This window comes from Streptomyces sp. BJ20 (assembly GCF_022869105.1).
GTDB lineage: Bacteria > Actinomycetota > Actinomycetes > Streptomycetales > Streptomycetaceae > Streptomyces > Streptomyces griseoincarnatus.
The window spans coordinates 686,193-708,378 of sequence record NZ_CP094918.1; the positions used below are offsets into that span (position 1 = coordinate 686,193).

Here is a 22,186-nt window from a genome sequence, read left to right on the forward strand (position 1 = left end):
AATGGCTGGACCCCAGCGCCGCGGTGGCGGTGCCGGTGGCGGCGAGCGGCGGGACCGGAAGGGCCGTGACGGCGGCGCAGCTGCCGCCGAGAAGACCGCATACGTTGAGCGCGTCGTCGCGATCAACCGTGTCGCCAAGGTTGTGAAGGGTGGTCGTCGCTTCAGCTTCACCGCGCTGGTCGTGGTGGGCGACGGTGACGGCACCGTGGGTGTCGGATACGGCAAGGCCAAGGAGGTGCCGGCCGCCATCGCCAAGGGCGTTGAGGAGGCCAAGAAGCACTTCTTCAAGGTCCCCCGCATCCAGGGCACCATCCCGCACCCCATCCAGGGTGAGAAGGCTGCCGGCGTCGTGCTGCTCAAGCCCGCGTCCCCGGGTACCGGTGTGATCGCCGGTGGTCCGGTGCGTGCCGTGCTCGAGTGCGCCGGTATCCACGACGTGCTGTCGAAGTCGCTCGGCTCCGACAACGCCATCAACATCGTGCACGCGACCGTGGAGGCCCTGAAGGGCCTGCAGCGTCCCGAGGAGATCGCGGCCCGCCGTGGTCTGCCGCTCGAGGACGTCGCCCCCGCGGCTCTGCTGCGTGCGCGTGCAGGGGCGGGTGCGTAATCATGGCGCAGCTGAAGATTACGCAGGTCAAGTCCTACATCGGCAGCAAGCAGAACCACCGTGACACCCTGCGCTCCCTTGGTCTCAAGGGCATCAACACGCAGGTCGTCAAGGAGGACCGCCCCGAGTTCCGCGGCATGGTGCACACCGTCCGCCACCTCGTGACGGTCGAGGAGGTCGACTGATCATGGCGGAGAACAACCCGCTCAAGATCCACAACCTCCGTCCCGCCCCCGGTGCCAAGACCGCGAAGACCCGTGTCGGTCGTGGTGAGGCGTCGAAGGGTAAGACGGCCGGTCGTGGTACCAAGGGCACCAAGGCCCGTTACCAGGTTCCGGAGCGCTTCGAGGGTGGCCAGATGCCCCTCCACATGCGTCTCCCGAAGCTGAAGGGCTTCAAGAACCCGTTCAAGACCGAGTACCAGGTCGTGAACCTGGACAAGCTCGCCTCCCTCTACCCCGAGGGCGGAGAGGTCACGGTCGAGGACCTGGTCGCCAAGGGTGCCGTGCGCAAGAACAGCCTCGTCAAGGTCCTGGGCCAGGGCGAGATCTCCGTGGCGCTGCAGGTGACGGTCGACGCCGTCTCCGGCTCCGCCAAGGAGAAGATCACCGCCGCCGGCGGTACCGTCACCGAGCTCGTCTGACTCCGTCAGGTGTCTCGATGACGTAGAGCGATCCCGACCGGGGATACCCCACAAATGGGGTATCCCCGGTTGGTCGTTCCTAGGGCGGTGGTGTCGCCGGTAAGGTGGCCTGCGCTGCCCATTCACCCCGGGAGCCCCACGCGGGGCACTCAGGGCGGCAGTTGACCGTTAAGAATTCGTCCTCAGTCGGAATCTCAGACCATCACCCTTGACGCAGTTGCGCGGGGGGTCGCAGGAGGCACCGTGCTCACCGCGTTCGCCCGGGCGTTCAAGACGCCCGACCTGCGCAAGAAGCTGCTCTTCACGCTCGGCATCATCGTGGTGTACCGCGTCGGTACGCACGTACCCATCCCGGGTGTCGACTACCGGAACGTCCAGACCTGTATCGACGCCGCCCAGGCGAACCAGGGCCTGTTCGGTCTGGTGAACATGTTCAGCGGCGGCGCGCTGCTCCAGATCACGGTCTTCGCGCTCGGGATCATGCCGTACATCACGGCGAGCATCATTCTGCAGCTGCTGACCGTGGTGATCCCGCGCCTGGAAGCCCTGAAGAAGGAGGGGCAGGCCGGCACGGCGAAGATCACGCAGTACACCCGCTACCTGACGATCGCGCTCGCCATCCTCCAGGGCACCGGCCTGGTGGCCACCGCCCGCAGCGGCGCCCTCTTCCAGGGCTGCCCGGTCGCGAGCCAGATCGTCCCCGACCAGTCGATCTTCGTGACCATCACCATGGTCATCACCATGACCGCCGGCACGGCCGCGGTCATGTGGCTCGGTGAGCTCATCACCGACCGCGGCATCGGCAACGGCATGTCGATCCTCATGTTCATCTCGATCGCCGCCACCTTCCCCTCCGCCCTGTGGGCCATCAAGGAGCAGGGCAGCCTGGCGGACGGCTGGATCGAGTTCGGCACCGTCGTCGCCGTCGGCCTGGTCATGGTCGGCCTGGTCGTCTTCGTCGAGCAGGCCCAGCGCCGGATCCCCGTCCAGTACGCGAAGCGCATGATCGGCCGCCGGTCCTACGGCGGTACGTCGACCTACATCCCGCTGAAGGTCAACCAGGCCGGTGTGATCCCGGTCATCTTCGCCTCGTCGCTGCTGTACATCCCGGCGCTCATCGCGCAGTTCTCCAGCGGCACCTCGGGCTGGAAGACCTGGATCGAGTCCCACCTCGTCCGCGGTGACCACCCGATCTACGTGACGCTGTACTTCTTGCTCATCGTCTTCTTCGCGTTCTTCTACGTGGCCATCTCGTTCAACCCCGAGGAAGTCGCGGACAACATGAAGAAGTATGGTGGCTTCATCCCGGGCATCCGGGCTGGCCGACCGACCGCTGAGTACCTGAGCTACGTACTCAACCGGATCACCTGGCCGGGTTCGCTGTACTTGGGTCTGATCGCTCTCGTACCGACGATGGCGTTGGTTGGTTTCGGGGCAAACCAGAACTTCCCGTTCGGCGGGACGAGCATCCTGATCATCGTGGGTGTCGGTCTCGAGACGGTGAAGCAGATCGAGAGCCAGCTCCAGCAGCGCAATTACGAAGGGTTCCTCCGCTGATGCGAATCGTCCTCGTCGGGCCGCCGGGTGCTGGGAAGGGCACACAGGCCACCCGCCTTGCCGAGAAACTGCGCATCCCGCACATCTCCACGGGCGACCTGTTCCGCGCCAACATCAGCCGGCAGACCGAGCTGGGAAAGCTCGCCAAGTCCTACATGGACGCCGGTGAACTCGTCCCGGACGAGGTCACCATCGCCATGGCCAAGGACCGCATGTCGCAGCCCGACGCCGAGGGCGGCTTCCTGCTGGACGGCTTCCCGCGCAACGTGTCGCAGGCCGAGGCGCTGGACGAGCTGCTGAAGACCGAGGGCATCAAGCTGGACGCGGTGCTCGACCTCGAGGCCCCCGAGGACGAGGTCGTGAAGCGGATCGCCGGGCGGCGGGTCTGCCGCAAGGACTCCGCGCACGTCTTCCACGTGACCTACAGCCCGCCGAAGCAGGACGGCGTCTGCGACCACTGCGGCGGCGAGCTGTACCAGCGCGACGACGACTCCGAGGAGACCGTCCGCACGCGCCTGGAGGTCTACCACACGCAGACCGAGCCGATCATCGACTACTACCGGGCCCAGGGTCTGGTGGTGACCATCTCCGCGATGGGTCCCGTCGACGAGGTCACCGGCCGGGCGCTGGAGGCGCTGAAGAGCGGCCAGTAGTCCGTCCCGCCGCCTGCACAGCCGCGGTTCCCCCCGAGGGGCCGCGGCTGTGGCGTGGGCGGGGTCCGTGCCGCCGCCCGCGCGGCACCCGGGCGGCTCGCGCCCGTATCGTTGGAAGCGTTCGTACTCCTCCACTGGTCCAGAAAGGCCGTCGTCCCCATGGTGCAGATCAAGAGCCCTGAGCAGATCGCCAAGATGCGCGAGGCGGGGCTGGTCGTCGCCGCCATCCACGCGGCCACCCGCGAGGCGGCGGTGCCCGGGGCCTCCACCAGGGATCTGGACCAGGTCGCCCGCAAGGTGCTCGCCGAGCACGACGCCAAGCCGAACTTCCTCGGCTACGGCGGCTTCCCCGCCACCATCTGCACCTCGGTGAACGAGGTCGTGGTCCACGGCATCCCGTCCGACGACGTGATCCTCAAGGACGGGGACATCATCTCCATCGACTGCGGCGCCATCATCGACGGCTGGCACGGAGACGCCGCCTACACCGCCTTCGTCGGCTCCGGTCACTCCCCGGAGCTGGTCGAGCTCTCCCGGGTCACCGAGGAGTCGATGTGGGCCGGCATCGCGGCCATGAAGCAGGGCAACCGGCTGGTCGACGTCTCCCGGGCGATCGAGACGTACATCCGCCGTCAGCCGAAGCCCGGCGGCGGCAAGTACGGGATCATCGAGGACTACGGCGGCCACGGCATCGGCACCGAGATGCACATGGACCCGCACCTGCTGAACTACGTCGACCGCAAGCGCGGCAAGGGACCGAAGCTGGTGCCCGGCTTCTGCCTGGCGATCGAGCCGATGGTCTCCCTCGGCACCCCGCGCACCGAGGTCCTCTCCGACGACTGGACGGTCATCACGACCGACGGCACCTGGTCCTCCCACTGGGAGCACTCGGTCGCCCTCACCGAGCAGGGCCCCCTGGTCCTGACCGCTCCCGACGGCGGCAAGGCGAAGCTCGCGGAACTGGGCATCACGGCGGCGCCGGACCCGCTCGCCTGACGACGGGACCGGACCGGCCCCTGCCCCTGCCCTCGCCCGGCTGCCGGAGTGCCGGTACCCGGCCCTCCACGGCCTGGGCGGCGCCCGCGGCGTACTCCGCCAGGGCGGTATGGAGGCCTGGGCCCGTCGCGTCGGTGCGGACCGTTGGGTTAGGGATCTCCCCCGGAGGGCAGAATCCCTCGATTCGTGTTTCCGGGTGCGCTGACGTAGACTGACTCGTCGGCTCTGGTGCACCCGCATGTCCGCATGTGGTCACGGTGTACTCGAGAGTCGATCAAGGTAGTCGATTCGAAGGGCGAAGCGTGGCCAAGAAGCAAGGTGCCATCGAGATCGAGGGCACTGTCGTCGAGTCTCTGCCGAACGCCATGTTCAGGGTCGAGCTCCAGAACGGCCACCAGGTCCTGGCACACATCAGCGGCAAGATGCGCATGCACTACATCCGCATCCTCCCTGACGACCGGGTCGTGGTGGAGCTGTCTCCGTACGACCTGACGCGTGGCCGGATCGTCTACCGGTACAAGTAGATCTTGCCCGCTCCCCGGCCCGCCGGGGTGATGGCACTGACCCGGAGAACCTCACACCCATGAAGGTCAAGCCGAGCGTCAAGAAGATCTGCGACAAGTGCAGGGTGATCCGCCGTCACGGTCGGGTCATGGTCATCTGCGACAACCCGCGCCACAAGCAGCGCCAGGGCTGACCGCAGCACTGATCCACCCTCTGCGCCTCCCGCAGACTTCGCGCGACGCGAGCAACACACGTTCATACGCAGGACCCGAGCCGCACGGCTCGACACCCCCGGCTCGGAGGCCGGGGACCCGGTCCGTACCTGGTACGGCGGGCGGGGAGCCGGTTCTGTGGAAGACCTCCGACAACCAACTGGAGCCATTGAATGGCACGCGTTTCCGGTGTTGACATTCCGCGCGAAAAGCGCGTGGAGATCGCCCTCACCTACGTGTTCGGCATCGGCCGGACCCTTTCGCAGCAGACGCTGGCCGCCACCGGCGTCGACCCGAACACCCGCGTCCGCGACCTGAGCGAAGAGCAGCTCGTCGCGATCCGCGAGTACGTCGACAACAACATCAAGACCGAGGGTGACCTCCGTCGCGAGATCCAGGCCGACATCCGCCGCAAGGTCGAGATCGGCACCTACCAGGGTCTGCGCCACCGTCGCGGTCTGCCCGTCCGCGGTCAGCGCACCAGCACCAACGCGCGTACCCGCAAGGGCCCGCGTCGCGCCATCGCCGGCAAGAAGAAGCCGGGCAAGAAGTAGTCCTCAGCGGACTTCGCCGTCCAGCGGTCTTCGCTGTAGGACCGACCACCTCCCGTAGGAGTACAGATGCCCCCCAAGGGTCGTCAGGGCGCTGCCAAGAAGGTGCGCCGCAAGGAAAAGAAGAACGTCGCTCACGGCCACGCGCACATCAAGAGCACGTTCAACAACACGATCGTCTCGATCACGGACCCGTCCGGCAACGTGATCTCCTGGGCCTCCGCCGGCCACGTCGGCTTCAAGGGCTCCCGGAAGTCCACGCCGTTCGCCGCGCAGATGGCCGCCGAGTCGGCCGCCCGCCGCGCCCAGGAGCACGGCATGCGCAAGGTCGACGTGTTCGTCAAGGGCCCGGGTTCCGGTCGTGAGACCGCCATCCGCTCCCTGCAGGCCACGGGCCTCGAGGTCGGCTCCATCCAGGACGTCACCCCGACCCCGCACAACGGCTGCCGCCCGCCGAAGCGCCGCCGCGTCTGAGGCGTCGGTTTCCTGAGGTTCCGGGCGGTACGGCTCGCAAGGGCCGTATCGCCCGTACCCTTGCAGTACCCGCACTCTTCACCGGGTGCGGTTCCGTCGGGCGTCAAATAGCGGGCGTCCACGAAAGAAGGATCTGATCCACTCATGCTGATCGCTCAGCGTCCCTCGTTGACCGAAGAGGTCGTCGACGAATTCCGCTCCCGGTTCGTGATCGAGCCGCTGGAGCCGGGCTTCGGCTACACCCTCGGCAACTCCCTCCGCCGCACCCTCCTGTCGTCGATCCCCGGTGCCGCTGTCACCAGCATCCGCATCGACGGCGTCCTGCACGAGTTCACCACCGTGCCGGGCGTCAAGGAGGACGTCACCGACCTGATCCTCAACATCAAGCAGCTGGTCGTCTCCTCGGAGCACGACGAGCCGGTCGTGATGTACCTGCGCAAGCAGGGCCCGGGTCTGGTCACCGCCGCCGACATCGCGCCCCCGGCCGGTGTCGAGGTGCACAACCCGGACCTCGTCCTCGCCACGCTCAACGGCAAGGGCAAGCTGGAGATGGAGCTGACCGTCGAGCGCGGTCGCGGCTACGTCTCCGCCGTGCAGAACAAGCAGGTCGGCCAGGAGATCGGCCGGATCCCGGTCGACTCGATCTACAGCCCCGTGCTGAAGGTCACCTACAAGGTCGAGGCGACCCGAGTCGAGCAGCGCACCGACTTCGACAAGCTCATCGTCGACGTCGAGACCAAGCAGGCGATGCGTCCGCGTGACGCCATGGCCTCCGCCGGCAAGACTCTCGTCGAGCTGTTCGGTCTCGCCCGCGAGCTGAACATCGACGCCGAGGGCATCGACATGGGTCCGTCCCCGACGGACGCCGCCCTCGCCGCCGACCTGGCGCTGCCGATCGAGGAGCTGGAGCTCACGGTCCGGTCGTACAACTGCCTCAAGCGTGAGGGCATCCACTCCGTGGGTGAGCTCGTCGCGCGGTCCGAGGCGGACCTGCTCGACATCCGGAACTTCGGTGCGAAGTCCATCGACGAGGTCAAGGCCAAGCTGGCCGGCATGGGCCTCGCGCTCAAGGACTCGCCTCCCGGGTTCGACCCGACCGCTGCGGCGGACGCGTTCGGCGCGGACGACGACGCGGACGCGGGTTTCGTGGAGACCGAGCAGTACTAAGAGCTCGGGCCTTCCGGTCCGTACGCGGGTGCGGGTGCGCTGTGCTTGATCGCGCAGTTCCCCGCGCCCCTTTCCGGGCCCCTGCGGGGCCCGGATCTCCGACAGGCGACCGCCTGCTCGGATACTGACCCCGGTACCTGATACGGCCGGGGCAGACACACAGGAGAGTCACTATGCCGAGGCCCACCAAGGGTGCCCGTCTGGGCGGCAGCGCCGCGCACGAGAAGCTCATGCTCGCGAACCTCGCGAAGGCGCTTTTCGAGCACGGCCGCATCACCACCACCGAGGCGAAGGCGCGCAAGCTGCGTCCCTACGCCGAGCGTCTGGTCACCAAGGCGAAGAAGGGCGACCTTCACAACCGCCGTCAGGTGCTCCAGGTGATCACGGACAAGAGCATCGTCCACACGCTCTTCACCGAGATCGGCCCGCGGTACGAGAACCGTCCCGGTGGCTACACCCGCATCACCAAGATCGGTAACCGCCGTGGCGACAACGCGCCCATGGCCGTCATCGAGCTGGTCGAGGCGCTGACGGTGCAGCAGGCCGCGGTCGGCGAGGCCGAGGCCGCGACCAAGCGCTCCGCGAAGGACGCCGAGGCCGGCGAGGCTGCTGAGCCGAAGGCGGACCTGTCGAAGGACGAGGCTGCCGAGGCGCCGGCCGAGGAGTCGAAGGACGCGTAAGCGTTCTGCCGGGGGCCTCACGATGGGCGGCCGCGGCTCCGTCGTGGTTGTTCGCGCAGTTCCCCGCGCCCCTTGAGGGTGTTGTCGGGCCCGCTTCTCTCGAAGGAGCGGGCCCGCTTCGTTGTGGAATGGAGATGTCCGGGTGAGTGGTGTGGTGCGGGTTCGGCTGGATCTTTCCTACGACGGGACCGAGTTCTCCGGGTGGGCCAAGCAGGCCGGAGGGCGGCGGACCGTTCAGGGGGAGATCGAGGACGCCCTGCGGACCGTGACCCGGTCCGGCACGACGTACGAGCTGACCGTGGCCGGGCGGACCGACGCCGGTGTGCACGCGCGCGGTCAGGTCGCCCACGTGGACCTGCCGCGCGAGGTATGGGCCGAGCACCGGCCGAAGCTGCTGAAGCGCCTCGCCGGGCGGCTACCGAAGGACGTGCGGGTGTGGGCGCTGAGGGAGGCGCCGGAGGGCTTCGACGCCCGGTTCTCGGCGATCTGGCGGCGTTACGCCTACCGCGTCACCGACAACCCCGGCGGCGTCGACCCGCTGCTGCGCGGCCATGTGCTGTGGCACGACTGGCCGCTCGACGTGGACGCCATGAACGAGGCCGCCCGCGGACTGCTCGGTGAGCACGACTTCGCCGCCTACTGCAAGCGGCGCGAGGGCGCGACGACCATCCGGACGCTCCAGCGGCTGAGCCTGGTGCGCGGCGACGACGGGATCATCACGGCCACCGTGCGGGCCGACGCCTTCTGCCACAACATGGTGCGCTCGCTGATCGGCGCGCTGCTGTTCGTCGGCGACGGACACCGCACGCCGGACTGGCCCGCGAAGGTCCTGGCGGCGGGCGTACGGGACTCGGCCGTCCATGTCGTACGCCCGCACGGCCTGACCCTCGAGGAGGTCGGCTACCCGGCCGACGAGCTCCTCGCGGCCCGCAGCGTCGAGGCGCGCAACAAGCGGACGCTGCCGTCGGCCGGCTGCTGCTGACGCGCACCCTAGGTCAGCCGGCCGCCGCCGCCGATGCCTGGGCCTCGCCCCTGCGCCGGATCTGACGGTACGTGAACTCCTGGAGGTCGTCGCCGGTCTTGAAGACGGCCTTGTCCTTCTCCGTCACGTCCTTGCCACTGGTGAAGCCGGCCAGCGTGAAGTAGGCGTAGCGGCCGTAGGCGTTGGTGGTGGAGCGGCAGACGGCGCCGACGCAGAAGTCCTTCACCCCGCCGCCGGACAGCGACTTGACGATGCTCTTCGCGTCCGCCTGCTGCTTGGCCTTCGTGGCCTGCGCCTCGGTCGCGAAGACCGCCACGCCGACCGTCACCGCCACGCCGTCCCGGCTGTAGGTGACGCGGATCAGCCGCGTGCACCTGTTGTCGGTGAGGACCTTGGGGAGCGTGGACTTCGCCGCGGACGCGCAGTCCTTGGTGTCCGCCGTCGGGCCCTTCTTGTAGACCGTGTCGCCCATGGTCAGCTGCGTGCCCGGGAAGAGGATGTCGGGGCTCAGCGGCGCCTTGTCCTTCTGGGCGCTGGCGACGAAGTCCTTCGGGTCCAGCGGGGGCGGCGCGCTCGTCGGCTCGAACGACGGGACCGTGCCGGTGGCGCTCGGCAGGTCGGAGATGCCGGGCAGCTGGGACTCGGCGCCCGGGGAGGCCTGGTTCGAGCCGCCCGCCGACACGACGGCGACCGCCACCGCGGTGCCTATCGCCACGGCGGCGAGTGCGCCGCCGCCTATGAACAGCAGCCGGCGCCGCTTGGCGCGCGCCTCGGACGCGTCGGCGAGCGCCGCCCAGTCGGGTGACCCGCCGGCGCTGCCGCCGTTCCACGGCTGCTGCGAATTCGGTTTCCAGGGATCCCACTGCTGCGAGGACCCCCCCTGCCCAAAGCTCATGGGGCGCATCTTAGACGGGGCAAGGGGTGTGCTGGTCCGCCTCAACGAGCCCGTGAGGCCCTAGCGTTGCGCCCATGGCGACGGGCAAAAGCGACATCTCCGGGTGGTTGGTGCGCCCCGCGGGCCTCGGCTGGTGGGCCGGACTCGTGGCGGTCCTGGCCGCTCTGACGACCCATACGGTGCTGGTGACCTCGGACGGAGGCATGGACAACGGCATCGTCGTGGACGCGGCGCGCACCTGGCTGGACGGCGGATCGCCGTACGACGACGCGCATTTCCTCTATTTCCCGAGCGCGGTCGTCGCGGCCGCCCCGCAGGCGCTGCTGCCGCGGTCCGTGCTCGACGTCCTGATCCCGGTCCTGGTCGTCCTCGCGCTCGTGGCGGGCTGGGTGTGCGCGCTGCTGCTGCACCGGGTGCCGCTGCGCAGCAGGCTCGCCGTCCTCGGGCTGCTCGGGCTGGCGGCCGGGTTCGCGCCGTTCGCGCAGCTGGTGCGGCTGGGCAACTGGACGGTGACGGCCGTGCTGGCGCTGCCGCTGTGCCTGCTGCTGGCGAGCCGGGGGCGATGGGTCGCGGCGGGGGCGGTGATCGGGGTGGCGGTGGCGCTGAAGCCGCTGCTCGCGCCGATGGCGCTGCTGTTCCTGTTCGCCCGCCGGTGGGGGGCGCTCGCGCCGGTGGTACTGGTGCCGGCGGTGTCGTCGGTGGTGGCCGCCTTCTTCCTGCCCGACCCCACCGGCTTCCTCACCCGGACCCTCCCCTTCCTCTTCACCGCCGACGACGCCTTCCTCCGGCTCTACGAGGCGGGCCCGGCGGCTGTGCTGCCCCGGCTCGGCGTCCCCGAGGCCCTGGCCCAGGGGCTGGCGGTCGCCGCCGCCGCGGCCGGGGTGGTGTGCGCCTACCGGCGGTGGCGGGGGCCGGGGCCCGAGCCGCTGCGGCTGGCGGAGACGTCCGCCGGGCTGATGCTGTCCGCGTTCCTGGTGTCGCGGCCCTCCTACAACCACTACCTGCTCGTCGTGCTGCCGCTGCTGCTCGCCGGACTGCCGTACGCGGGGTCGGTGACGCGGCGGCCGTGGTTCTGGCTGGCGCTGGTGCCGCAGCTGCCGGGGGTGACCTGGCCGTGGCTGGAGTCGGGGAAGCGCCGGGCGTTCCGGGACGCGGTCACGCTGTGCGTGCTGGCGGGGACGGTGGCGTACCACGCCGTCCGGGGCGCGCGGGGCGTGCGGGACGCGGGTGACGAGGAAGGGGCCGGTCGGGCGGCGGACGGGTGGCGTGCTGCCCCGGGGGGCGCCGTACGGCAGTAAAATGGGGTGCGCCCACGGGCGGCGGGCTCGTTTTGACCCGTCCGGCCGAGCACGGGTATTCTGCGTCTCTGTTGTGTGTAGTGGCTTACTCATTCTCACGTGAGGGGCCCTTACACCGGTCCACCGGGCCGATGACCAGCGACCATCACGCGGTTTGCGTCACCGCTGTGCGGTCAGGGCTGTCGTGATCGTCTTCGGTGACCTTGTCAGGACCATTCACTGAAGAAGCGAAGGCTACGAACCGTGCGTACGTACAGCCCCAAGCCCGGCGATGTGACGCGCCAGTGGCACGTCATCGACGCTCAGGACGTCGTCCTGGGCCGTCTGGCCTCCACTGCCGCCTCCATCCTCCGTGGCAAGCACAAGCCGATCTACGCCCCTCACGTCGACACCGGTGACTTCGTCATCATCATCAACGCCGACAAGGTGCACCTCTCCGGCAACAAGCGGACCCAGAAGATGGCGTACCGCCACTCGGGCTACCCGGGCGGTCTGCGCTCCGTCCGCTACGACGAGCTGCTTGCCAAGAACCCCGAGAAGGCCGTCGAGAAGGCCGTCAAGGGCATGCTCCCCAAGAACACCCTGGGCCGTCAGATGCTCTCGAAGCTGAAGGTCTACTCGGGCGACCAGCACCCGCACGCTGCTCAGCAGCCGGTGCCGTTCGAGATCACCCAGGTCGCGCAGTAAGTCCGGCCACCCCCTAAGACCGAAGAGAATCTGAGGAGAATCGTGGCCGAGACCACTGCCGAGCAGCCGCTCGAAGAGCTTGACATCGACAGCTACACCACCGAGTCCGAGGCCCCCGTCGAGGGCGAGTACACCTCGGAGTCCATGGCCTCCCGCTTCGGCGAGCCCCAGCCGGCCGCCGGCCTGGGCCGTCGCAAGAACGCCATCGCCCGCGTCCGGATCGTCCCGGGCACCGGCAAGTGGAAGATCAACGGTCGCACCCTCGAGGACTACTTCCCGAACAAGGTGCACCAGCAGGAAGTGAACGAGCCCTTCAAGGTGCTCGAGCTCGAGGGCCGCTACGACGTCATCGCCCGCATCGCGGGTGGCGGTGTCTCCGGTCAGGCCGGTGCGCTCCGTCTCGGTGTCGCCCGTGCGCTGAACGAGGCGGACGTCGACAACAACCGCGGTGCGCTGAAGAAGGCCGGCTTCCTGCGCCGCGACGACCGTGCGGTCGAGCGGAAGAAGGCCGGTCTGAAGAAGGCCCGCAAGGCTCCGCAGTACAGCAAGCGCTAATCGCAGGGCGCTCGCGCGTACTCCGAACGCCCCGGCGGCACGCCAACGTGCTGCCGGGGCGTTCGTTTATTCACTGCCGTGGGCGTATAACGACACAAGGCGCTCAAACGCTAATGTGATCGGATGGTCCTGCGGTGACGCCCGGGTGTACACCCGGTGCGCGTTCCCGTGGCGTGGGAGCCGCGGTCGTTCCGCGACCGTCGAAACACAGCAGAAGCTCAGCTTTGTCAGTGGCACAGCCGTCGGCCGTACGGGCCGGTCCAACGCCTCGGCGGGACCTTGGTGGCGGGGCCCTGGACGGCTGCCGATACTGACGCATCCTCAGGAGGACAAGTGGGACGACTCTTCGGCACGGACGGCGTGCGCGGTGTCGCCAACGCGGATCTTACGGCGGAGATGGCGCTCGGCCTGTCCGTCGCCGCCGCGCACGTACTGGCCGAGGCGGGCACGTTCGCAGGGCACCGGCCCACCGCCGTGGTCGGGCGTGACCCGCGCGCGTCCGGGGAGTTCCTGGAGGCCGCCGTGGTCGCCGGGCTCGCCAGCGCGGGCGTGGACGTCCTGCGGGTCGGCGTGCTGCCGACGCCGGCCGTCGCCCACCTCACCGGTGTGCTCGGGGCCGACCTGGGCGTGATGCTCTCCGCCAGCCACAACGCCATGCCCGACAACGGGATCAAGTTCTTCGCCCGCGGCGGGCACAAGCTCGCCGACGAGCTGGAGGACCGGATCGAGGCGGTCTACGAGGAGCACCGGACCGGTGCGCCGTGGGACCGGCCCACCGGGGGCGGGGTCGGGCGCGTGCGGGACCACGGAGAGGGCTTCGACACGTACGTCGCCCACCTCGTGGGCGTGCTGCCGAACCGGCTCGACGGGCTGAAGATCGTCCTGGACGAGGCCCACGGGGCGGCGTCGCAGGTGTCTCCCGAGGCGTTCCGGCGGGCCGGGGCCGAGGTGGTCACCATCGGTGCCGAACCGGACGGGCTGAACATCAACGACGGGTGCGGGTCCACGCACCTCGCGCAGCTGAAGGCCGCGGTCGTCGAGCACGGGGCCGCACTGGGGATCGCGCACGACGGGGACGCCGACCGGTGTCTGGCCGTCGACCACACGGGGGACGAGGTCGACGGTGACCAGATCCTCGCCGTGCTGGCGCTGGCCATGCGGGAGCGGGACGCTCTGCGGTCCGACACGGTCGTCGCGACCGTGATGTCGAACCTCGGGTTCAAGCTCGCCATGGAGCGGGAGGGGATCCGGCTCGTCCAGACGGCGGTGGGGGACCGGTACGTCCTGGAGGAGATGAAGGAGAACGGCTTCGCCCTGGGCGGGGAGCAGTCCGGACACGTCATCGTCCTCGACCACGCGACGACCGGGGACGGCACGCTGACGGGCCTGCTGCTGGCGGCGCGGGTCGCCCAGACGGGGCGGCCGCTGCGGGAGCTGGCGTCGGTGATGCAGCGGTTGCCGCAGGTCCTGATCAACGTTCCGGATGTGGACAAGTCGCGGGTGAAGACGTCCGCGGAGCTGGCGACGGCTGTGGGCGAGGCCGAGCGTGAGCTGGGTGAGACGGGCCGTGTCCTGCTTCGTCCGTCGGGTACGGAGCCGCTGGTGCGGGTGATGGTGGAGGCAGCCGACATCGACCAGGCGCGGTCGGTGGCGGGGCGGCTCGCGGATGCGGTCAAGTCGGCGCTGGGCTGAGGTCTGAAGCCTGGGGCGCGGTTCCTGTCCGGTGGGGGCTGAGATGCCTGCGGCGCAGGGTTCTGTGCGGTGGGGGTTGCTGTAGCGCCTACGGCGGGTGGTGGTGCGGGGCCGCGGTGGGGGTGGTCGTCCTCGGTCTGGCGCGAGAGTGCGTGCTGGAGAGGTCCAGGGCGCCGACGCGCCGGCCGCTGCGGGCGCCCGCCCCCACCCCGCCCCCACCCCGCCGCGGGCGGCTCGACCACCGCCGCACGGTCTCAGGCAGCCGTGCGCCTTCGCAGGCGTGCGTGCTGCTTCCGCCACAGCTGCTTCTGTGCCAGCAGCGTCAGCGTCCCCGCCAGGGTGATCCCGAGCAGGTTGAGCAGCAGCTGCTCGGTGGAACCCCATGTCTGGACGGTGTCCCCGTAGCTCAGCGCCACCGCCGCGTTCGCCGCGGCCGGCACCGTCGTCACCGAGATGGCGACTCCTACCAGGGCTCCTGACTTCGCGGACGTGAGCGACAGCGTGCCGGCCGCCCCTGCCAGCACCGCCACCACGAAGGAGAACCAGTCGGGGGCGTACACGAAGGCGGTCTGCGGCCGTTCCCCCTCCAGCTGTTCCATGGTGAACAGTCCCACCGCGTCCATGAACAGGCTGAACCCCACCGTCAGCGCCATCGCCACGGCGAAGCCCACCAGCAGAGCGATCAGCGAGCGCATCGCGAGGCGCGGTCGGCGCTGCACCGTCGCCGTGGAGACGCCGGCCAGCGGGCCGAACTCCGGGCCCACCGCCATCGCGCCCACGATCAGGACCGCGTTGTCCAGCACCACACCGCAGGCCGCGATCATGGTCGCCAGCGTGAGGAACGAGAGGTAGGTGACCGAGAGGGTCGACTCCTCGTGGGTGGCCTCGGTGAGGTGCTCCCACAGCACCGCGTCCGCGCCCTCCCCGGGCGCCTCCTCCTCGGCCCGGTCCGCGCGCTCCGACAGCGACAGGTCCACGTTCTCCACGGCGATGGACCCGGTGGTGTCCAGCCCCAGCCGCTGCAAGCCGCTGAGCAGGTCGTCGGCGGCCTCCCGGGCCACGTCGCACAGCACGACGTCCCCGACGGGGTCGCGGGCGGCGCCTGACAGCACACACAGATGCGTGGTCCCCACCGTCCCCTTGATCAACCGGACCGCGTCCTCGGTCTGCTCGGTGGGCGTGATCAGACGCAGATGCAGCATGGCGGCAGGGTAGCCGCCGGTGACGGGTGGGCCGGGGGGTTCACAGTTTGCGCAGGCTCAGGCGCTGGACCGTGTGGTCGGGGCCCTTGCGGAGGACCAGGGTGGCCCGGCCCCGCGTAGGGGCGATGTTCTCGACGAGGTTCGGCTTGTTGATGGTCCGCCACATCGTGCGGGCGTAGTCCAGGGCCTCTTCCTCGGACACCTGCGTGTACCTCCGGAAGTACGAGGACGGATCCTGGAACGCCGTCTGGCGCAGCTTGCGGAAGCGGTTCAGGTACCAGTGCTCGATGTCCTCCGTACGCGCGTCGACGTACACGCTGAAGTCGAAGTAGTCGGCGAGACCGACACGCGTGCGGCCGTCCTTGCCGGGCAGGGCGGGCTGCAGGACGTTGAGGCCCTCCACGATCAGGATGTCCGGCCGCCGCACCGTGAGCTTCTCGCCCGGGACGATGTCGTAGATCAGGTGGGAGTAGACGGGAGCGGTCACTTCGGCCTTGCCCGCCTTGATGTCCGCCACGAAGCGCGTCAGCGCCCGTCGGTCGTAGGACTCGGGGAAACCCTTCCGCGACATCAGGCCGCGCTCCTGGAGCTCCTGGGTGGGCAGCAGGAAGCCGTCCGTCGTGACGAGTTCCACGCGGGGATGCTCGGGCCAGCGGGAGAGCAGGGCCTGGAGAAGGCGCGCCACCGTCGACTTGCCCACGGCGACGGAGCCGGCGACCCCTATGACGAAGGGCGTGCCCGACTGGGAGCCCTTCTCGCCGAGGAAGGTGTTGAGCGCGCCGCGCAGCCCGTCGGTGGCGCGGACGTAGAGGTTGAGCAGCCGGGACAGCGGCAGGTAGATGTCCCGCACCTCGTCGAGGTCGATGACGTCGCCGAGGCCGCGCAGCTGCTCCACCTCCTCCGCCGTCAGCGGCAGCGGCGTCTTGTCGCGCAGCGCGCTCCACTCGGAACGGGTGAGGTCGACGTAGGGAGTCGCCTCCGGCCGCTGCCGGTGGGCGCTCCGGGGCATCGAGGAGACCGGAGAGATCACAGTCCATTGTTAACGGAGTTCGAACGCGGCGACAGGTGGGCTGTGTCACGCCGGGCATCCGTGGGGCCCCGGTGATCGACTGTGAAGCGGCTGTGTCTACAGTGCGCGCACGTGATGCGGATCATCCCTCCGCACCTTCGAGAAAGAGCTTCTCCGTGAGAACCAGTTCCGTCCGTCGTACCGCGCTCGCCGCCTCCGCCGCCGCGCTGGCCCTGCTCGTCACCGCCTGCGGCGGCTCCGGCGACGACCAGGACAAGGCCGACGAGGGCAAGGGCAAGGCCGCCCCCAGCACCTCCGCCGCCGCGCCGGCGAAGACGCTCACCGCCGCCGAGCTGGAGAAGGCCGCCCTCGCGCAGTCGGACGTCAAGGGCGGCAAGGTCGCCACCAAGCTCCCCGCGACGGACGACATCGCCGCGGACCAGGTGAAGAGCGAGGACGCCGCCTGCCAGCCGTTGGCGCACGCCCAGGCCGGTGTGGCCCAGGGTGAGCCGGCCGCGACCGTGAAGCGGTCCTTCACGGGCGACCCGGTGAAGCCGTCCGCGGACACCAAGCCCGAGGACGCCCTCCTGGCCGCGCTGGACACGGAGAAGGTGCTGATCAACCTCGCCTCCTACGAGGGCGACGGCGCCGAGCAGGCCGTGCGGGGCGTCGTCGCGGCGGCCGAGAAGTGCGCGGGCGGGTTCAAGGCCACCCTCGTGGGCGAGCCGATGGCCGTCGCGAAGGTCGCCACCGGCGACGCGCCCGAGGGCGGCGACGAGGGAGCCGCCGTCACGCTGACCGTCGCCGCCGACGAGGGCGTGAAGGCGCCCGCCAAGATCGTCCTGGTGCGCAAGGGCTCGACCGTCGTCACCTTCAGCGCCGTGAACCTGGCGTCCATGGCCACCGGCAAGGACTTCGAGGTCCCGGCCGACGTCGTCGCCGCGCAGGTCGGCAAGCTCGGCTGACGCGGAACGTCTCCCACCGGTGCCTCGTGCACCGGTGGGAATTTCCGATTTCGGGCACGCGGAGGCCGTTTTCGGTGACTGACGGACCGTAGGCTGCCCGGCATGTGCGGAATCGTGGGTTACGTAGGGCCGCAGTCGGCGCTTGACGTCGTGACGGCCGGACTGAAGCGACTGGAGTACCGGGGCTACGACTCGGCGGGCGTCGCCGTGCAGGCCGACGGCGGACTGGCCACGGCGAAGAGGGCCGGGAAGCTGGTCAACCTGGAGAAGGAGCTGAGCGAACGGCCCCTGCCGGCCGGGACGACCGCGATCGGGCACACCCGGTGGGCCACCCACGGCGGGCCCACCGACGCCAACGCGCACCCGCACATGGACAACGCGGGCCGGGTCGCCGTCGTCCACAACGGCATCATCGAGAACTTCGCCGCCCTGCGCGAGGAGTTGACCGGGCGTGGGCACGAACTGGCCTCCGAGACCGACACCGAGGTCGTCGCCCACCTGCTCGCCGAGGAGTACTCCGCCTGCGCCGACCTCGCCGAGGCGATGCGGCTGGTGTGCCGGCGGCTGGAGGGCGCGTTCACCCTCGTCGCCGTGCACGCGGACGAGCCCGACGTGGTCGTCGGCGCCCGCCGCAACTCCCCGCTGGTCGTGGGTGTCGGGAAGGGCGAGTCGTTCCTCGCCTCGGATGTCGCCGCGTTCATCGCGCACACCCGTGAGGCGATCGAGCTGGGCCAGGACCAGGTGGTCGAGCTGCGCCGGGACGCGGTGACGGTGACGGACTTCGACGGGGCGCCGGCCGACGTCCGCGAGTACCACGTCGACTGGGACGCCTCCGCCGCCGAGAAGGGCGGCTACGCCTCCTTCATGCTCAAGGAGATCGCCGAGCAGCCGAAGGCGGTCGTCGACACCCTGCTGGGCCGTATCGACGGGTCGGGCTCGCTGACGCTGGACGAGGTGCGCATCCCGGCGAACGTGCTGCGCGAGGTCGACAAGGTCGTCATCATCGCCTGCGGCACCGCCTTCCACGCCGGGCTCATCGCGAAGTACGCCATCGAGCACTGGACGCGCGTGCCCTGCGAGGTGGAGCTGGCGAGCGAGTTCCGCTACCGCGACCCGATCCTGGACCCGCAGACGCTCGTCGTCGCCATCTCCCAGTCCGGCGAGACCATGGACACGCTGATGGCGCTGCGGCACGCACGGGAACAGGGCGCCAAGGTGCTGGCCATCTGCAACACCAACGGGTCGACCATCCCGCGGGAGTCGGACGCCGTGCTGTACACGCACGCCGGTCCGGAGGTCGCGGTCGCGTCGACGAAGGCCTTCCTGACGCAGCTGGTCGCGTGCTATCTGGTCGCGTTGTACCTGGGGCAGGTGCGCGGCACCAAGTACGCCGACGAGATCCGCGCCGTGGTGCGCGACCTCGGGTCGATCTCCGGGGCCGTCGAGCGCGTTCTGGAGACCATGGAGCCCGTGCGGGAGCTCGCCCGCTCGCTGGCGGACAAGAACACGGTCCTGTTCTTGGGGCGGCACGTCGGCCATCCGGTGGCGCTGGAGGGCGCGCTGAAGCTGAAGGAGCTCGCGTACATGCACGCGGAGGGCTTCGCCGCGGGTGAGCTGAAGCACGGGCCGATCGCGTTGATCGAGGACGATCTGCCGGTGGTCGTGGTGGTGCCGTCGCCGCGTGGCCGGTCCGTGCTGCACGACAAGATCGTGTCCAACATCCAGGAGATCCGCGCGCGCGGCGCCCGGACCATCGTGGTCGCGGAGGAAGGGGACGACGCGGTCGTCCCGTACGCCGACCATCTGATCCGCGTCCCGGTCACGCCCACGCTCCTCCAGCCGCTGGTCGCGACCGTGCCGTTGCAGGTGTTCGCCTGCGAGCTGGCCACCGCCCGCGGCAACGAGGTGGACCAGCCGCGCAACCTCGCCAAGTCCGTGACCGTGGAATGAGGCGCGCAGTGGCGGAGGGCGCCAGGTGCCGGCGTTTTAGGGTGCCCGCATGAGCATCATCGGAGTCGGGATCGACGTCGCCGAGATCGAGCGGTTCGCCGCGTCGCTGGAACGTACGCCCGGGCTGGCGCGGCGGCTCTTCGTGGAGAGCGAGCTGCTGCTGCCCAGCGGGGAGCGGCGCGGCATCGCCTCCCTGGCGGCGCGGTTCGCCGCCAAGGAGGCCCTGGCCAAGGCACTCGGGGCGCCCGCGGGGCTGTACTGGACCGACGCCGAGGTGTGGTGCGAGGACAGCGGGCAGCCGCGGCTGCGGGTGAAGGGGACCGTCGCCGCCCGGGCGGAGGAGCTGGGCGTGCGCTCCTGGCACGTCTCGCTCAGCCATGACGCCGGGGTGGCCTCGGCGGTCGTGGTCGCGGAGGGGTGAGGCGCCGTGACGTCCGCATGGCCCGGGGTGGCGGTCGACCTTCCCGTCTGGGGTGATGTGCTCCTTCTGATCGCTGCCGTCCTGACCGTCGTTCTCGCCCTCGTACGTCTCCTGAGAAAAATTCGTCGATGAGGGTGCGTGCATCGGAGAAGTGGGGGTACAGGCAGGGAGCCGGTATCGGAGCGGGGGCATCAATGAGGGAGGGCTTTGCTGTGACGTCGACAATGGCACGGACGGACCAGGCGCAGAGCGTGACCGAGCTGCCGGAGGTCGCGAATCCCGGCCAGGTCGCGCCGCAGGACGCGCGTGAACTGTCCCGGCAGTTCTTCCGGCGGCTGACGGAGCTCGAGGAAGGTACTCACGAGTACCAGTACGCGCGCAACACGCTGATCGAGATGAACATGTCCCTGGTCCGCTACGCGGCCGGCCGGTTCCGCAGCCGCGGCCCGGAGGAGATGGAGGACATCGTCCAGGTCGGCATGATCGGTCTGATCAAGGCCATCGACCGGTTCGAGCTCTCCCGCGAGGTCGAGTTCACCTCCTTCGCGATCCCCTACATCGTCGGCGAGATCAAGCGCTTCTTCCGTGACACCTCGTGGTCCGTGCATGTGCCGCGCCGGCTCCAGGAGGCCCGGGTGCAGCTCGCCCGCGCCACCGAGGAACTGCGCAGCCGGCTGGGCCGCACGCCCACGACCGCCGAGCTGGCCACGCTGATGAGCCTCACCGAGGCCGAGGTCAACGAGGCCCGGCTGGCCGCCAACGGCTACAACTCCGCCTCCCTCGACGCCGCCATCGGCAGCGAGCCGGACGGCGAGTCCGTCCTCGCCGACTTCATCGGCGCCGAGGACGCGGCGCTGGAGCTGGTCGAGGACTTCCACGCCCTCGCCCCGATGATCGCCGAGCTGGACGAGCGTGAGCGGAAGATCGTCCACTGGCGGTTCGTGGAGGAGCTGACCCAGGCGGAGATCGGCGAGCGGCTGGGGTGCTCCCAGATGCACGTGTCGCGACTGCTGTCGCGGACGCTCAAGCGGCTGCGGGCGGGGATGCTCAGCACCAACTGAGGCCCGGGGTTCGCCTGGGCGGCGGGACGACCTGAGCAGGTGTGTGGAGCGGGGTGCGGTGCCTTCGGGTGCCGCACCCCGCTGCGTCGTGCGGGCTTTCAGCAGATGGACTGGGTGCTGTTCAACAGGCGGTTGTTGCGGAAGGTGGTGTTCTCCCCGCAGGGGCTCTCGCGGATGGACGAGTTCGTCACCGTGAGGTTCTGGACCGTGATGTCCCTGTTGTTCGGGAACTCCGAGCGGGCCGCCAGACGGATCTCGCCGCCGCCGGTGACCGTGCCGCTCTGCGCCGCGAGGTTTACGTTGTAGCAGTTCTCGATCAGGATCGCGTTGTTCCCCGTGTACGAGAGCGTGATCCGGTCGATCGTCGCCCCGCCGCTCTCCGAGACGCAGAACACGCCGCGTCCGCCGCCGCGCGCGATCACCTCGCCGACGCGGATGTTCGTCGCGTAGCCGCTGCCGGTCCGGCCGTTGCGGTTGGCCATGCGGAACGCCGCGTAGCCGGTGCCGGTGCCGGCGTTCTCCGCGTCCACCTTGGTGACTGTGGCGTTGATCGTCTGGTTGAGCAGCAGGCCCGACTCGCCCACGTTGCGCGCCGTGACCGTGCCCACGGTCAGGCCGTCCACGCCGTACGTCTCCACGGCGTGGCTCGACGCGCCGGACACGTACACGTTGTCGATACGGATGTTGCGTGTCCACTGGCTGGTGTCGCCTCGGTTGTCGATGCGGACGCCGAGGCCGCGGGAGAGGCGCATGTCGATCTGGCCCAGGACCACGTTCTGCACGTTGCGCAGGAAGATGCCGTAGAGCGGGGCACCGGTGACGTCGAGGTGCTGCACCTCGATGTCGCGCGTGCCGCGCGAGTAGACCGGCGCCTGGTCGCCCGAGCCGGTGCCGGTGACGTCGATCGTGCCGCAGACGTCCAGGACCGTGTAGCTGGGCAGCGAGATGCGGGAGCCGGCCGAGACGGAGCCGGAGCCGCGCACCACGACGCGTTCCTTGCTGGTGCGGTTCGCCGTGAGGGCGCCGATCGCCGCCTGGACGGCGGCGCGCATGTCGGTGCCGGTGTAGACCGTGCTGCCGCCCCGGCGGGCGGTCCAGGTGGAGCCGTTCTTGACGGCTTCGGCGTGGTAGGTGCCGTCACCGCAGGCCGCAGCGCGGGCGGGGGCCGTTGTCTTCGCGGATGCGGTGGGGGCGGTGAGGGTGGCTGTCGCCGTCAGGAGCGCGGTGGCGGCTGATGTCGCGAGTAACGCGGCTCTGCGTCGCATGGGGGTGCTGTCCTTGTCCTCGTCGGTTGTCGAAGTCCTCGCCGGTTGTCGAACCGGTTCGAGTGAATCGATTCACCCGGTGGGGGGTCGGGAGTGTGGCAAGGGCGCTGTGCGGAGTCAAGGGGGGTGGGGCGACGGGAGGGCGTGGGGACAGGGGGTG

Annotated in this window: 25 protein-coding genes; 21 read left to right on the forward strand and 4 right to left on the reverse strand. The window is 69.7% G+C overall.

Translation table 11 applies throughout. The features are described 5' to 3' along the window. The first annotated feature begins 1 nt into the window (after position 1). The 13 genes from rpsE (at position 2) to truA (ending at position 9,026) form a co-directional block, all read left to right on the forward strand. Positions 2-607, forward strand: coding sequence for a 30S ribosomal protein S5 (gene rpsE, locus MTR79_RS03325; protein ID WP_009190144.1), 606 nt, complete (start codon positions 2-4; stop codon positions 605-607). Positions 608-609: 2 nt separating this feature from the next. Continuing rightward, the gene (rpmD, locus tag MTR79_RS03330) at positions 610-792 is read left to right on the forward strand and encodes a 50S ribosomal protein L30 (RefSeq protein WP_003974250.1); all 183 of its coding nucleotides are present in this window, start codon (positions 610-612) and stop codon (positions 790-792) included. A 2-nt stretch (positions 793-794) separates the two neighbouring features. Beyond that, on the forward strand, positions 795-1,250 hold the full coding sequence (gene rplO, locus MTR79_RS03335) for a 50S ribosomal protein L15 (protein ID WP_006130771.1): 456 nt from the start codon (positions 795-797) through the stop codon (positions 1,248-1,250). Between the two features lie 243 nt (positions 1,251-1,493). Beyond that, complete coding sequence (gene secY, locus MTR79_RS03340) at positions 1,494-2,807, forward strand: preprotein translocase subunit SecY (protein ID WP_048458040.1); 1,314 nt, start codon at positions 1,494-1,496, stop codon at positions 2,805-2,807. Then, on the forward strand, positions 2,807-3,460 hold the full coding sequence (locus tag MTR79_RS03345; RefSeq protein WP_086699954.1) for an adenylate kinase: 654 nt from the start codon (positions 2,807-2,809) through the stop codon (positions 3,458-3,460). The genes secY and MTR79_RS03345 overlap by 1 nt, the downstream gene beginning before the upstream one ends. 159 nt (positions 3,461-3,619) lie before the next feature. Then, positions 3,620-4,456: a type I methionyl aminopeptidase gene (gene map, locus MTR79_RS03350; protein WP_086699952.1), complete on the forward strand. Its 837-nt coding sequence runs from the start codon at positions 3,620-3,622 to the stop codon at positions 4,454-4,456. Between the two features lie 302 nt (positions 4,457-4,758). Then, complete coding sequence (gene infA / locus MTR79_RS03355) at positions 4,759-4,980, forward strand: translation initiation factor IF-1 (protein ID WP_004927214.1); 222 nt, start codon at positions 4,759-4,761, stop codon at positions 4,978-4,980. 59 nt (positions 4,981-5,039) lie between these two features. Continuing rightward, positions 5,040-5,153 carry a 50S ribosomal protein L36 gene (rpmJ, locus tag MTR79_RS03360; RefSeq protein ID WP_003974245.1) on the forward strand — a complete coding sequence of 38 codons (114 nt, stop codon included), beginning with the start codon at positions 5,040-5,042 and terminating at the stop codon, positions 5,151-5,153. Between the two features lie 192 nt (positions 5,154-5,345). After that, the gene (gene rpsM, locus MTR79_RS03365) at positions 5,346-5,726 is read left to right on the forward strand and encodes a 30S ribosomal protein S13 (RefSeq protein ID WP_004984507.1); all 381 of its coding nucleotides are present in this window, start codon (positions 5,346-5,348) and stop codon (positions 5,724-5,726) included. A 66-nt stretch (positions 5,727-5,792) separates the two neighbouring features. After that, positions 5,793-6,197 (forward strand): 30S ribosomal protein S11, encoded by a 405-nt coding sequence (gene rpsK / locus MTR79_RS03370; RefSeq protein WP_003956432.1) that lies wholly within the window; start codon positions 5,793-5,795, stop codon positions 6,195-6,197. Between the two features lie 144 nt (positions 6,198-6,341). Then, positions 6,342-7,364 (forward strand): DNA-directed RNA polymerase subunit alpha, encoded by a 1,023-nt coding sequence (locus MTR79_RS03375; RefSeq protein WP_003966937.1) that lies wholly within the window; start codon positions 6,342-6,344, stop codon positions 7,362-7,364. A 173-nt stretch (positions 7,365-7,537) separates the two neighbouring features. After that, positions 7,538-8,044, forward strand: a complete 507-nt coding sequence (gene rplQ, locus MTR79_RS03380; protein WP_048458037.1) for a 50S ribosomal protein L17 — start codon at positions 7,538-7,540, stop codon at positions 8,042-8,044. Between the two features lie 151 nt (positions 8,045-8,195). Continuing rightward, positions 8,196-9,026 carry a tRNA pseudouridine(38-40) synthase TruA gene (gene truA / locus MTR79_RS03385; protein WP_189366762.1) on the forward strand — a complete coding sequence of 277 codons (831 nt, stop codon included), beginning with the start codon at positions 8,196-8,198 and terminating at the stop codon, positions 9,024-9,026. Between the two features lie 13 nt (positions 9,027-9,039). Here truA and MTR79_RS03390 read toward each other — a convergent pair whose 3' ends face one another. Beyond that, positions 9,040-9,921 carry a hypothetical protein gene (locus tag MTR79_RS03390; protein WP_086699950.1) on the reverse strand — a complete coding sequence of 294 codons (882 nt, stop codon included), beginning with the start codon at positions 9,919-9,921 and terminating at the stop codon, positions 9,040-9,042. Between the two features lie 74 nt (positions 9,922-9,995). On the opposite strand from MTR79_RS03390, the gene MTR79_RS03395 reads away from it, so the two are divergent. From MTR79_RS03395 to glmM, 4 genes are all read left to right on the forward strand, one after another. Next, positions 9,996-11,219 carry a glycosyltransferase family 87 protein gene (locus tag MTR79_RS03395; RefSeq protein WP_189366760.1) on the forward strand — a complete coding sequence of 408 codons (1,224 nt, stop codon included), beginning with the start codon at positions 9,996-9,998 and terminating at the stop codon, positions 11,217-11,219. A gap of 243 nt (positions 11,220-11,462) precedes the next feature. Further along, a complete protein-coding gene (gene rplM / locus MTR79_RS03400) occupies positions 11,463-11,906 on the forward strand; it encodes a 50S ribosomal protein L13 (RefSeq protein ID WP_048458033.1) in 444 nt (147 codons plus the stop codon). 42 nt (positions 11,907-11,948) lie between these two features. After that, entirely contained in the window at positions 11,949-12,461 is a 513-nt protein-coding gene (rpsI, locus tag MTR79_RS03405; protein WP_048458032.1) for a 30S ribosomal protein S9, read from the forward strand. A 333-nt stretch (positions 12,462-12,794) separates the two neighbouring features. Then, the gene (gene glmM / locus MTR79_RS03410) at positions 12,795-14,153 is read left to right on the forward strand and encodes a phosphoglucosamine mutase (protein WP_244789118.1); all 1,359 of its coding nucleotides are present in this window, start codon (positions 12,795-12,797) and stop codon (positions 14,151-14,153) included. 254 nt (positions 14,154-14,407) lie between these two features. Here glmM and MTR79_RS03415 read toward each other — a convergent pair whose 3' ends face one another. Next, positions 14,408-15,355: a DUF389 domain-containing protein gene (locus MTR79_RS03415; RefSeq protein ID WP_189366759.1), complete on the reverse strand. Its 948-nt coding sequence runs from the start codon at positions 15,353-15,355 to the stop codon at positions 14,408-14,410. A 40-nt stretch (positions 15,356-15,395) separates the two neighbouring features. Then, positions 15,396-16,364, reverse strand: coding sequence for a type I pantothenate kinase (coaA, locus tag MTR79_RS03420; RefSeq protein WP_189366758.1), 969 nt, complete (start codon positions 16,362-16,364; stop codon positions 15,396-15,398). A gap of 176 nt (positions 16,365-16,540) precedes the next feature. Here coaA and MTR79_RS03425 point away from each other — a divergent pair, with 176 nt between their 5' ends. The 4 genes from MTR79_RS03425 to MTR79_RS03440 all read left to right on the forward strand — a co-directional run bounded on the left by MTR79_RS03425 (position 16,541) and on the right by MTR79_RS03440 (position 20,761). Beyond that, positions 16,541-17,329 (forward strand): hypothetical protein, encoded by a 789-nt coding sequence (locus MTR79_RS03425; protein ID WP_086703299.1) that lies wholly within the window; start codon positions 16,541-16,543, stop codon positions 17,327-17,329. Positions 17,330-17,431: 102 nt separating this feature from the next. After that, entirely contained in the window at positions 17,432-19,279 is a 1,848-nt protein-coding gene (gene glmS, locus MTR79_RS03430) for a glutamine--fructose-6-phosphate transaminase (isomerizing) (RefSeq protein WP_048458027.1), read from the forward strand. 49 nt (positions 19,280-19,328) lie between these two features. Further along, positions 19,329-19,700 (forward strand): holo-ACP synthase, encoded by a 372-nt coding sequence (locus tag MTR79_RS03435; protein ID WP_086703298.1) that lies wholly within the window; start codon positions 19,329-19,331, stop codon positions 19,698-19,700. A gap of 224 nt (positions 19,701-19,924) precedes the next feature. Further along, positions 19,925-20,761, forward strand: coding sequence for an RNA polymerase sigma factor SigF (locus MTR79_RS03440; protein ID WP_175448147.1), 837 nt, complete (start codon positions 19,925-19,927; stop codon positions 20,759-20,761). Between the two features lie 98 nt (positions 20,762-20,859). Here MTR79_RS03440 and MTR79_RS03445 read toward each other — a convergent pair whose 3' ends face one another. Then, positions 20,860-22,026, reverse strand: coding sequence for a hypothetical protein (locus MTR79_RS03445; protein ID WP_244789120.1), 1,167 nt, complete (start codon positions 22,024-22,026; stop codon positions 20,860-20,862). Between the last annotated feature and the right edge of the window lie 160 nt (positions 22,027-22,186).